We start from the raw sequence: 12,907 nt of genomic DNA, 5'->3' as shown, positions 1-12,907 counted from the left end.
ATGAGGAAGGGCCCCCTCCCACCGCTTGCGCGATGGGAGGGGGCCCTTCTCGGTGCTCTGTGCGGAGCTACCAGGTCAGACGCTCAAGGACTTACTTGAGGATCTTGGTGACCTGGCCGGCGCCCACGGTCCGGCCACCCTCACGGATGGCGAACTTCAGGCCCTCTTCCATGGCGACCGGCTGGATCAGCGCGACGTCCATGAGGGTGTTGTCACCCGGCATGACCATCTCGGTGCCCTCGGGAAGGGTCACAACGCCCGTCACGTCCGTGGTACGGAAGTAGAACTGCGGGCGGTAGTTGTTGAAGAAGGGGGTGTGACGGCCACCCTCGTCCTTCGACAGGATGTAGGCCTGGGCCTGGAACTCGGTGTGCGGCGTGACCGAACCGGGCTTGATGATGACCTGGCCGCGCTCGACGTCCTCGCGCTTGATGCCACGGAGGAGCAGACCGACGTTCTCACCGGCCTGGCCCTCGTCGAGCAGCTTGCGGAACATCTCGATGCCGGTGACCGTGGTGGTGGTCTTCTCGGTCTTGATACCGACGATGTCGACGGTCTCGTTGACCTTGAGGACACCACGCTCGATACGACCGGTGACGACGGTGCCACGACCGGTGATCGTGAAGACGTCCTCGATCGGCATCAGGAACGGCTTCTCGACGTCACGCTCGGGCTGCGGGATGGACTCGTCGACGGCCTTCATCAGGTCGAGGACGGTCTGGCCCCACTCCTTGTCACCCTCAAGAGCCTTGAGCGCCGAGACCTTGACGACCGGAAGGTCGTCGCCCGGGAACTCGTACTCGGAGAGGAGCTCACGGACCTCGAGCTCGACGAGCTCCAGGATCTCCTCGTCGTCCACCATGTCGGCCTTGTTCAGCGCGACGACGATGTACGGAACGCCGACCTGGCGGGCCAGGAGCACGTGCTCCTTGGTCTGCGGCATCGGGCCGTCGGTCGCGGCGACGACGAGGATGGCGCCGTCCATCTGCGCCGCACCCGTGATCATGTTCTTGATGTAGTCAGCGTGACCCGGGCAGTCGACGTGCGCGTAGTGACGCGACTCCGTCTGGTACTCGACGTGCGCGATCGAGATGGTGATACCGCGCTGGCGCTCTTCGGGAGCCTTGTCGATCTGGTCGAAGGCCGAGGCCTCGTTCAGGTCCGGGTACGCGTCGTGCAGCACCTTGGTAATGGCGGCCGTGAGGGTCGTCTTACCGTGGTCAATGTGACCGATGGTGCCGATGTTGACGTGCGGCTTAGTCCGCTCGAACTTTGCCTTCGCCACTGGGTCCTCCTGCGGAGTGGTTCTGTACGCCTTGCTTCATCGGCGCCAGGTGATCTTTGCTGGGATGCCGGGACCCGGGGGCATTCCGCACAGTGCTTGCGCGCTGCGCCGAATGCCCCACCGGGCTCCGGTGACAAGCCTAAAGCGTGAGCTCGGGAGAGTTACTCGCCCTTGGCCTTCGCGATGATCTCCTCGGCGACGTTCCGCGGAACCTCGGCGTAGGAGTCGAACTGCATCGAGTAGCTTGCGCGACCCGAGGTCTTGCTGCGGAGGTCTCCGACGTAGCCGAACATCTCCGAGAGGGGCACGAGGCCCTTCACGACGCGAGCGCCGCTGCGCTCCTCCATGGCCTGGATCTGGCCACGGCGGGAGTTGAGGTCGCCGATCACGTCACCCATGTAGTCCTCGGGGGTGGTGACCTCGACGGACATCATCGGCTCCATGAGCACGGGGGACGCCCTGCGGGCACCCTCCTTGAACGCCTGCGAACCGGCGATCTTGAAGGCGAGCTCCGAGGAGTCGACCTCGTGGTAACCACCGTCGAGAAGGGTGACGCGGACGCCCACCATCTCGTAGCCGGCCAGGATGCCGAACTGCATGGCTTCCTGAGCACCCGCGTCCACCGAGGGGATGTACTCCCGGGGGATGCGGCCACCGGTGACCTTGTTGACGAACTCGTACGACGCGTCGCCGCCCTCGATGGGCTCGATGGCGATCTGCACCTTCGCGAACTGGCCGGTACCACCAGTCTGCTTCTTGTGCGTGAAGTCGATACGGTCGACGGCCTTGCGGATCGTCTCGCGGTACGCGACCTGCGGCTTGCCGACGTTCGCCTCGACGCGGAACTCGCGCTTCATGCGGTCGACGAGCACTTCGAGGTGAAGCTCGCCCATACCACCGATGATGGTCTGGCCGGTCTCCTCGTCGGAGTGCACCTGGAAGGAGGGGTCCTCCTCGGAGAGGCGCTGGATGGCGACACCCAGCTTCTCCTGGTCGCCCTTGGACTTCGGCTCGATGGCGACCTCGATGACCGGCGCCGGGAAGTCCATGGACTCCAGGATCACCGGGTTCTTGTCGTCACAGAGCGTCTCACCGGTCGTGGTCTGCTTGAGCCCCATGACAGCGATGATGTCGCCCGCGCCCACCGACGCGATCTCCTCACGCTTGTTCGCGTGCATGCGGTAGATCTTGCCGATGCGCTCCTTCTTGCCCTTGACCGAGTTCAGCACCGCGGTGCCGGCCTCAAGGCGACCGGAGTAGATCCGGACGAAGGTGAGCTTTCCGAGGTGCGGGTCGCTCGCGATCTTGAACGCCAGGCCGGAGAACGGCTCGTCGTCCGAAGGCTTGCGCTCGATGACCTTCTCGGGGTCCTTGACGTCGTGGCCTTCGATGGCCTCGACGTCCAGGGGGGAGGGCAGGTAACGGACGACCGCGTCGAGCAGGGGCTGGACGCCCTTGTTCTTGAACGCGGTGCCACAGAACACCGGGGTGACCGTGACGGAGTCGGCGGAACCCTTCGACGCGAGGGTGATCCGGCGGATCGCCTCGTGCAGCTGGTCCTGGGTGGGCTCGACGCCCTCCAGGTACAGCTCCATCATCTCGTCGTCGTTCTCGGAGACGGCCTCAAGGAGCTTGCCGCGCCATTCCTCGGCAGCCTCCTTGTGGGTGTCCGGGATCTCGACCGTGTCGTACATCTCGCCCTTGGCGGCCTCTTCGGGCCACACGAAGGCCTTCATCGACACGAGGTCGACGACGCCCTTGAAGTCGGCCTCTGCGCCGATGGGGAGCTGCATGACGAGCGGGACGGCACCGAGGCGGTCGACGATCATGTCGACACAGCGGTGGAACTCCGCGCCCGTGCGGTCGAGCTTGTTGACGAAGCAGATGCGCGGCACGCCGTAGCGGTCCGCCTGACGCCAGACGGTCTCGGACTGGGGCTCGACGCCGGCCACACCGTCGAACACGGTGACAGCGCCGTCGAGGACGCGGAGCGAACGCTCCACCTCGACGGTGAAGTCGACGTGACCCGGGGTGTCGATGATGTTGATCGTGTGGTCAACATCATTGAGCGGCCAGTGGCAGGTCGTCGCGGCAGACGTGATCGTGATGCCGCGCTCCTGCTCCTGCTCCATCCAGTCCATCGTGGCAGCGCCGTCGTGGACTTCACCGATCTTGTACGAAACGCCGGTGTAGAAGAGGATCCGCTCGGTGGTGGTCGTCTTGCCCGCGTCGATGTGGGCCATGATCCCAATGTTGCGGACCTTGGCCAGGTCAAGCGAAGTGGTGGCCATAAGGCTCAATCTTCTCTCGGTCTCGATGGGGTAAGCGACTACCAGCGGTAGTGCGCGAAGGCCTTGTTCGACTCGGCCATCTTGTGGGTGTCCTCGCGCTTCTTGACGGCAGCGCCAAGACCGTTGGAGGCGTCGAGCAGCTCGTTCATGAGCCGCTCGGTCATCGTCTTCTCGCGACGGGCGCGGGAGTAGCCGACGACCCAGCGCAGCGCGAGGGTGGCGGCGCGACCGGGCTTGACCTCGATCGGCACCTGGTAGGTGGCGCCACCGACACGGCGGGACTTGACCTCAAGCGAGGGCTTGACGTTCTCAAGCGCGCGCTTCAGCGTGATGACCGGGTCAGCGCCGGTCTTCTCGCGGAGGCCTTCCATGGCGCCGTACACGATCCGCTCGGCGGTGGAACGCTTGCCGTTGAGCAGGATCTTGTTGATCAGCGAGGTGACAAGAGGAGAACCATAGACCGGGTCAATGATGACCGGGCGCTTCGGGGCGGGGCCCTTACGAGGCATTCTTACTTCTCCTTCTTGGCGCCGTAGCGGCTGCGGGCCTGCTTGCGGTTCTTGACACCCTGGGTGTCAAGGGAGCCGCGGATGATCTTGTAACGAACACCCGGCAGGTCCTTCACACGGCCACCACGCACGAGCACGATGGAGTGCTCCTGCAGGTTGTGTCCCTCACCCGGGATGTAGGCCGTGACCTCGATACCGGAGGTCAGACGCACACGTGCGACCTTCCGGAGCGCGGAGTTCGGCTTCTTCGGGGTGGTCGTGAACACACGCGTGCAGACGCCGCGGCGCTGGGGAGAACCCTCGAGCGCGGGCGTCTTGTTCTTCTCGACCTTGTCCTGCCGGCCCTTCCGGACCAGCTGCTGAATCGTAGGCACTACTTCTCCGGTTTCTGTGTGCCGTCGGTGAAACTAACCTGGAACAACTCCGACCCACGCGGTCGGGTGTGTCGGATACTGCGGGTCACTGCCCTGAAGGCGGTTCATCCACAGATCACGGTGGCCAAAGACGGACTCGCCGTGCGGTTGAGGACACGCACACGAGCCCAGGCACAACCCAGGCACAAGGTCTGATCGTACCTACCTCATCGACTCCGGTCAAAACAAGTACTGTCCACCCGGACGCGCCATCCGGGCGACCCCCACCCCAGCCGCGCTCCGCCGGGCCCGTGCGCGGCCGCCGAGGCGGGCACCCGCACCACGCCGGAGGGCGGCCACCCCGCGTACGGGGTGACCGCCCTCCGGTCGTATCAGGCGACTCGCCTACTGGTTGTACGGACCGTAGTCGTAGTCCTCCAGCGGAACGGCCTGGCCGGAGCCGGTGCCGAACGGCGAGTAGTCGATGTCGTCGTAGCCGACGGCCGAGTACATCGCGGCCTTGGCCTCCTCGGTGGGCTCGACCCGGATGTTGCGGTAGCGGGACAGACCCGTACCGGCCGGGATGAGCTTACCGATGATGACGTTCTCCTTGAGGCCGATCAGGGAGTCGGACTTGGCGTTGATCGCCGCGTCCGTCAGGACCCTGGTCGTCTCCTGGAAGGAAGCCGCGGACAGCCACGACTCCGTCGCCAGCGAGGCCTTGGTGATACCCATCAGCTGCGGACGGCCGGAGGCGGGGTGTCCGCCCTCGGTGACCACACGACGGTTCTCGGTCTCGAACTTCGAGCGCTCGACGAGCTCGCCCGGCAGCAGTTCCGCGTCGCCGGACTCGATGATCGTCACGCGGCGGAGCATCTGCCGGATGATGATCTCGATGTGCTTGTCGTGGATCGACACGCCCTGCGAGTTGTAGACCTTCTGGACTTCGCCGACCAGGTGGACCTGGACCGCGCGCTGACCGAGGATCCGCAGCACGTCGTGCGGGTTGGTGGCACCCACGGTGAGCTTCTGGCCCACCTCGACGTGGTCGCCCTCGCCCACCAGCAGACGGGCGCGCTTGGAGATCGGGAACGGGATCTCCTCGCTGCCGTCGTCCGGCGTCACGACGAGCTTCTTCGTCTTCTCGGTCTCCTCGATCCGGACCCGGCCAGCGGACTCCGAGATCGGGGCGACACCCTTCGGCGTACGGGCTTCGAAGAGCTCGACGACTCGGGGCAGACCCTGGGTGATGTCGTCACCGGCCACACCACCGGTGTGGAAGGTACGCATCGTCAGCTGGGTGCCGGGCTCACCGATGGACTGGGCGGCGATGATGCCGACCGCCTCACCGATGTCGACCAGCTTGCCGGTGGCGAGCGAGCGTCCGTAGCAGAAGGCACAGGTGCCGACCGCGGACTCACAGGTCAGGACCGAGCGGGTCTTGACCTCCTCGACGCCGGCGCCCACCAGGGCGTCGATCAGGACGTCACCGAGGTCGACGTTGGCAGGCGCGATGACCTTGCCGTCGATGACGACGTCCTCGGCGAGCATGCGGGCGTAGACCGAGGTCTCGACGTCCTCCGTCTTACGGAGCACGCCGTCGGCGCCCTTGACGGCGATCTTGAGCTTGAGGCCGCGGTCGGTGCCGCAGTCCTCCTCGCGAATGATCACGTCCTGCGAGACGTCCACCAGACGACGGGTCAGGTAACCCGAGTCGGCGGTACGCAGGGCGGTGTCCGCCAGACCCTTACGGGCACCGTGCGTGGAGATGAAGTACTCCAGAACGGTGAGGCCCTCACGGAAGGACGCCTTGATGGGACGGGGAATCGTCTCGTTCTTGGCGTTGGACACCAGACCACGCATACCGGCGATCTGACGCATCTGCATCATGTTTCCTCGGGCACCCGAGTCAACCATCATGAAGATGGGGTTCGTCTTGGGGAAGTTCGCGTTCATCGCCTCGGCAACCTCGTTGGTCGCCTTGGTCCAGATCGCGATGAGCTCCTGCGTGCGCTCGTCCTTGGTGATCAGACCGCGCTCGTACTGCTTCTGGACCTTCTCGTCCTGGTCCTCGTAGCCCTTGACGATGGCCTTCTTGGCCTCGGGGACGACGATGTCCGCGACGGAGACGGTGACTCCGGAACGGGTGGCCCAGTGGAAGCCCGCCGCCTTCAGGTTGTCGAGCGTCGCCGCCACGATGACCTTGGGGTAGCGCTCCGCGAGGTCGTTGACGATCTCGGAGAGCTGCTTCTTGCCGACCGAGTAGTCGACGAACGGGTAGTCCTCGGGCAGCAGCTCGTTGAAGAGCGCGCGGCCCAGGCTGGTGCGCAGCCGGAAGGTGTCACCCGGCTGGTACTCGGGCTCGCCCTCCTCGGCGACCGGCGGCACCCAGCCACGCGGCGGGATGGTGCCCACCGGGAAGCGGATGTCGACGGACGACTGGAGCGCCAGCTCACCGGAGTCGAACGCCATGATCGCCTCGGCCGTGGAGCCGAACGCGCGGCCCTCGCCCTTGGTGTCACGGAGCTCACCGTCGGTGGTGAGGAAGAACAGGCCCAGCACCATGTCCTGGGTCGGCATGGTGACGGGACGACCGTCGGCCGGCTTCAGGATGTTGTTCGAGGACAGCATCAGGATGCGGGCCTCGGCCTGCGCCTCCGCGGAGAGCGGCAGGTGCACGGCCATCTGGTCACCGTCGAAGTCCGCGTTGAACGCGGTGCAGACGAGCGGGTGGATCTGGATGGCCTTGCCCTCGACCAGCTGCGGCTCGAAGGCCTGGATGCCGAGACGGTGCAGCGTGGGCGCACGGTTCAGGAGAACCGGGTGCTCCGCGATGACCTCTTCCAGGACGTCGTACACGACCGTGCGGCCGCGCTCGACCATGCGCTTGGCCGACTTGATGTTCTGCGCGTGGTTCAGGTCCACCAGGCGCTTCATCACGAACGGCTTGAAGAGCTCCAGCGCCATGGCCTTCGGCAGACCGCACTGGTGCAGCTTGAGCTGCGGGCCGACGACGATCACGGAACGCGCGGAGTAGTCCACACGCTTACCGAGAAGGTTCTGACGGAATCGGCCCTGCTTGCCCTTCAGCATGTCGCTGAGGGACTTGAGCGGGCGGTTACCGGGACCGGTGACCGGGCGACCGCGGCGGCCGTTGTCGAACAGCGCGTCGACGGCCTCCTGCAGCATCCGCTTCTCGTTGTTCACGATGATCTCGGGGGCACCGAGGTCAAGGAGACGCTTGAGGCGGTTGTTGCGGTTGATCACACGGCGGTACAGGTCGTTCAGGTCGGAGGTCGCGAAGCGGCCACCGTCCAGCTGCACCATCGGACGCAGGTCCGGCGGGATGACCGGCACGCAGTCGAGCACCATGCCCTTGGGCTTGTTGCTGGTCTGCAGGAACGCGGAGACGACCTTGAGGCGCTTGAGCGCACGGGTCTTCTTCTGGCCCTTGCCGGTGCGGATGATCTCGCGGAGGCGCTCGGCCTCCTCGTCGAGGTCGAAGGACTCCAGGCGCTTCTGCAGGGCGGCGGCGCCCATGCAGCCGTCGAAGTACGTGCCGAAGCGGTCACGCAGCTCGCGGTAGAGCAGCTCGTCGCCCTCCAGGTCCTGGACCTTGAGGTTCTTGAAGCGGCTCCACACCTCGTCGAGACGGTCGATCTCGCGCTGCGCACGGTCGCGCAGCTGCTTCATCTCACGCTCGGCGCCTTCGCGCACCTTGCGGCGCACATCGGCCTTGGCGCCCTCGGCCTCCAGCTCGCCGAGGTCGGTCTCCAGCTTCTTGGCGCGGTTCTCCAGGTCGGAGTCGCGACGGTTCTCGACCTGCTGGCGCTCGACGGAGACGTGCGCCTCCAGCGACGGGAGGTCGCGGGTACGGCGCTCCTCGTCGACGAACGTGATCATGTACGCGGCGAAGTAGATGACCTTCTCAAGGTCCTTCGGCGCGAGGTCCAGCAGGTAGCCCAGTCGGGACGGGACGCCCTTGAAGTACCAGATGTGGGTGACGGGAGCGGCAAGCTCGATGTGGCCCATGCGCTCACGGCGCACCTTGGCGCGAGTGACCTCGACGCCACAGCGCTCACAGATGATGCCCTTGAAGCGGACACGCTTGTACTTGCCGCAGTAGCACTCCCAGTCCCGGGTCGGACCGAAGATCTTCTCGCAGAAGAGTCCGTCCTTTTCGGGCTTGAGCGTGCGGTAGTTGATGGTCTCCGGCTTCTTCACTTCGCCGTGGGACCAGGTCCGGATGTCGTCCGCGGTGGCAAGGCCGATCCGCAGCTCGTCGAAGAAGTTGACGTCGAGCACTTGTCGTCAATCCCTCTTTCGGGGGTTCGAGCCCCCTCGCGTCAACGCGAGAAATCGGGGCACTTCAGCAATGGTCTGAACGGGTCCGGGGAGAGCCGGCCGGATCACGGAGATCCGGCCGGCCAACCCGTCAGACCTCTTCGACGCTGCTCGGCTCTCGCCGGGACAGGTCGATACCGAGCTCCTCCGCCGCGCGGAAGACGTCCTCGTCCGTGTCGCGCATCTCGATGGACATGCCGTCCGAGGACAGCACCTCCACGTTGAGGCAGAGCGACTGCATTTCCTTGATGAGCACCTTGAAGGACTCGGGAATGCCGGGCTCGGGGATGTTCTCGCCCTTGACGATGGCCTCGTAGACCTTCACGCGGCCGGTCACGTCGTCGGACTTGATCGTCAGCAGCTCCTGGAGGGCGTACGCGGCGCCATAAGCCTCAAGCGCCCACACCTCCATTTCACCGAAGCGCTGTCCACCGAACTGGGCCTTACCACCCAGCGGCTGCTGGGTGATCATGGAGTACGGACCCGTCGAACGAGCGTGGAGCTTGTCGTCGACGAGGTGGTGGAGCTTGAGGATGTACATGAAGCCGACCGAGACCGGCTCCGGGAACGGCTCGCCGGAGCGGCCGTCGAACAGGTTGGCCTTGCCCGAGGGCTGGACCAGCCGGTCGCCGTCGCGGTTCGGGATCGTGGCCTGGAAGAGGCCGGTGATCTCGTCCTCGCGCGCACCGTCGAAGACCGGGGTCGCGACGTTGGTGCCGGGGGCGACCTGGTCGGCGCCGATGTACTGCAGGCGCTTGGCCCACTCGTCACCGAGGCCGGAGACGTCCCAGCCGCGGCTGGCGAGCCAGCCGAGGTGGATCTCCAGGACCTGTCCCGGGTTCATTCGGGACGGGACACCCAGCGGGTTGAGGATGATGTCGACCGGGGTGCCGTCCTCCAGGAACGGCATGTCCTCGATCGGCAGGATCTTCGAGATGACGCCCTTGTTGCCGTGACGGCCGGCGAGCTTGTCACCATCGGTGATCTTGCGCTTCTGCGCGACGTAGACGCGGACCAGCTGGTTCACGCCCGGCGGCAGCTCGTCGCCCTCTTCGCGGTCGAAGACGCGGACGCCGATGACCTTGCCGATCTCACCGTGCGGCACCTTCAGCGAGGTGTCGCGCACTTCGCGCGCCTTCTCACCGAAGATCGCGCGGAGCAGGCGCTCCTCGGGGGTCAGCTCGGTCTCGCCCTTGGGCGTGACCTTGCCGACGAGGATGTCGCCGGCGACGACCTCGGCACCGATCCGGATGATGCCGCGCTCGTCGAGGTCCGCGAGGACCTCTTCGGAGACGTTCGGGATGTCCCGGGTGATCTCCTCCGGACCGAGCTTGGTGTCACGGGCGTCGACCTCGTGCTCCTCGATGTGGATCGAGGAGAGGACGTCGTCCTGCACGAGGCGCTGCGACAGGATGATCGCGTCCTCGTAGTTGTGACCCTCCCACGGCATGAACGCCACGAGCAGGTTCTTGCCCAGGGCCATCTCACCGTTCTCGGTGGCCGGACCGTCGGCGAGCACCTGGCCCTCGATGACCCGGTCGCCCTCGGAGACGACGACCTTCTGGTTGACCGAGGTGCCCTGGTTCGAGCGCATGAACTTCGCGATGCGGTACGTGGTGTACGTGCCGTCATCGTTCGTCACGGTGATGTAGTCCGCGGAGACCTCCTGGACCACACCGTCCTTCTCGGCCTTCAGTACGTCACCGGCGTCGGTGGCGCAGCGGTACTCCATGCCGGTGCCGACGAGCGGGGCCTCCGACTTGATGAGGGGCACCGCCTGACGCATCATGTTCGCGCCCATGAGGGCACGGTTGGCGTCGTCGTGCTCCAGGAACGGGATCATCGCGGTGGCGACGGACACCATCTGGCGCGGCGAGACGTCCATGTAGTCGACTTCGGTGCCGGGCACGTAGTCGACCTCTCCGCCACGACGGCGGACCAGGACGCGGGGCTCGGTGAAGCGCAGCTCGTCGGAGAGCGTCGCGTTCGCCTGGGCGATGACGTAACGGTCTTCCTCGTCGGCCGTGACGTAGTCGACCTCGTCGGTGACCTGGCCGTCGACGACCTTGCGGTACGGCGTCTCGATGAAGCCGAACGCGTTGACGCGGCCGTACGAGGCGAGCGAACCGATCAGACCGATGTTCGGGCCTTCAGGGGTCTCGATCGGGCACATGCGTCCGTAGTGGGACGGGTGCACGTCACGGACCTCGAAGCCGGCCCGCTCACGGGAGAGACCACCCGGGCCAAGAGCCGACAGGCGGCGCTTGTGGGTGAGACCCGACAGCGGGTTGTTCTGGTCCATGAACTGCGACAGCTGGCTGGTGCCGAAGAACTCCTTGATGGAGGCGACGACCGGCCGGATGTTGATCAGGGTCTGCGGCGTGATCGCCTCGACGTCCTGGGTCGTCATCCGCTCACGCACGACGCGCTCCATACGAGCCAGACCCGTACGGACCTGGTTCTGGATGAGCTCGCCGACGTTGCGCAGACGACGGTTGCCGAAGTGGTCGATGTCGTCGGTCTCGACGACGATCGAACGGCCGGACTCGCCGACGGTCTCGGTCTCCCCGGCGTGCAGCTTCACCAGGTACTTGATGGTCGCGATGATGTCGTCGCTGGTGAGGACACCGGCGTCGAGCGGCTCATCCGCGCCGAGCTTCTTGTTCACCTTGTAGCGGCCGACCTTCGCGAGGTCGTAGCGCTTCGGGTTGAAGTAGAGGTTCTCGAGCAGCGTCTGAGCAGCTTCGCGGGTGGGCGGCTCGCCCGGACGCAGCTTGCGGTAGATGTCGAGCAGTGCGTCGTCCTGGCCCTGGGTGTGGTCCTTCTCCAGGGTGGCGCGCATCGACTCGTACTCGCCGAACTCTTCGAGGATCTGCTCGGTGGTCCAGCCGAGAGCCTTCAGGAGGACGGTGACGGACTGCTTGCGCTTGCGGTCGATGCGGACACCGACCATGTCGCGCTTGTCGATCTCCATCTCCAGCCAGGCACCCCGGGAGGGGATGATCTTGGCGGAGAAGATGTCCTTGTCGGACGTCTTGTCGATCGAGGAGTCGAAGTAGACACCCGGCGAGCGGACCAGCTGCGACACGACGACACGCTCGGTGCCGTTGATGACGAAGGTGCCCTTGTTGGTCATGAGCGGGAAATCGCCCATGAAGACCGTCTGGGACTTGATCTCGCCGGTCTCGTTGTTGGTGAACTCGGCCGTGACGAAGAGCGGAGCGGCGAACGTGAAGTCGCGCTCCTTGCACTCGTCGATCGAGTTCTTCGGGGGCTCGAAGCGGTGGTCGCGGAACGTAAGCGACATCGACCCGGAGAAGTCCTCGATCGGTGAGATCTCCTCGAAGATCTCCTCCAGGCCGGACTTGGTGGGGACGTCTTGTCCACTGTCCAGAGCAGCCTCGACGCGAGCCTTCCAGGCGGCGTTACCGAGGAGCCAGTCAAAGCTCTCGGTCTGCAGCGCGAGGAGGTTCGGAACCTCGAGGGGCTCCTTGATTTTTGCAAAAGAGATGCGCAGCGGGGCGGTGCTGGCGCCGTTGTTCGTATTCGCGGTCGAGGCGTTGCGCGAGGCGGCCAAGAGGGGGTCCTTCCGAGGGCTCGGACTCACTACGCGCGTACCGGTCCCAAACTGGACACATGGATAGATGTCCCTCTTCAGGGATGCTCAGTCCACGGTGCACAAGATGGGTATGCCCCTGGTGACGGGCAGGAGGCAGCTAACAGGCAGCGCAAAGGGTCAGTGTAGCCAAGAGGCACACTGATGTCCAGTCGGGGTTCTCAGAGACCCACGTTGCTCGCAACAGCTTGTTCTCAACACCTATGTCTAGCCCTGCGTAGCCCTGGATGAGCTGCGCTCTTCTTTACTGCCCTCTTCGCCCTCGATCCATGCCTCGGATCCGGATCGATATGACGACGCGCCTTGAGAATTGCGCGCCTCGTGCGGTTCGTCAAGGCCCCCCAGCCCCTACGGGCTCCGGGGACCCGGGTACGCCGCCCCCGCGCGCCGTTCGCACTCCCCTCCGAGAGGCGCACGGCGAAGATCACCATACTCGTCAGCGCGGGAAGAGCAAGGCACTCCCACGGGTACGCCGAAAGGCGACCACCCGTACGGGTGATCGCCTTTCG

6 protein-coding genes are annotated in these 12,907 nt (G+C 65.4%); all 6 read right to left on the bottom strand.

Going from position 1 to position 12,907, the window contains the following annotated elements; genetic code table 11:
- Nucleotides 1–91 precede the first annotated feature (91 nt).
- The 6 genes from tuf to rpoB all read right to left on the bottom strand — a co-directional run bounded on the left by tuf (nt 92) and on the right by rpoB (nt 12,359).
- Complete coding sequence (gene tuf / locus ACIP89_RS10400) at nt 92–1,285, bottom strand: elongation factor Tu (protein WP_250299265.1); 1,194 nt, start codon at nt 1,283–1,285, stop codon at nt 92–94.
- 161 nt (nt 1,286–1,446) lie between these two features.
- Nucleotides 1,447–3,576, bottom strand: coding sequence for an elongation factor G (gene fusA, locus ACIP89_RS10395; RefSeq protein ID WP_401923429.1), 2,130 nt, complete (start codon nt 3,574–3,576; stop codon nt 1,447–1,449).
- 38 nt (nt 3,577–3,614) lie between these two features.
- Nucleotides 3,615–4,085 carry a 30S ribosomal protein S7 gene (rpsG, locus tag ACIP89_RS10390; protein WP_014047773.1) on the bottom strand — a complete coding sequence of 157 codons (471 nt, stop codon included), beginning with the start codon at nt 4,083–4,085 and terminating at the stop codon, nt 3,615–3,617.
- A gap of 2 nt (nt 4,086–4,087) precedes the next feature.
- Nucleotides 4,088–4,459, bottom strand: a complete 372-nt coding sequence (rpsL, locus tag ACIP89_RS10385; protein WP_003948652.1) for a 30S ribosomal protein S12 — start codon at nt 4,457–4,459, stop codon at nt 4,088–4,090.
- Nucleotides 4,460–4,843: 384 nt separating this feature from the next.
- Nucleotides 4,844–8,743 carry a DNA-directed RNA polymerase subunit beta' gene (locus ACIP89_RS10380; protein ID WP_327338541.1) on the bottom strand — a complete coding sequence of 1,300 codons (3,900 nt, stop codon included), beginning with the start codon at nt 8,741–8,743 and terminating at the stop codon, nt 4,844–4,846.
- A gap of 130 nt (nt 8,744–8,873) precedes the next feature.
- Nucleotides 8,874–12,359 (bottom strand): DNA-directed RNA polymerase subunit beta, encoded by a 3,486-nt coding sequence (gene rpoB, locus ACIP89_RS10375; RefSeq protein ID WP_401923425.1) that lies wholly within the window; start codon nt 12,357–12,359, stop codon nt 8,874–8,876.
- Nucleotides 12,360–12,907: the final 548 nt, after the last annotated feature.

This window comes from Streptomyces sp. NPDC088730 (genome assembly GCF_044751215.1).
GTDB lineage: Bacteria > Actinomycetota > Actinomycetes > Streptomycetales > Streptomycetaceae > Streptomyces.
This window is presented reverse-complemented; position numbering and strand designations above follow the sequence as displayed.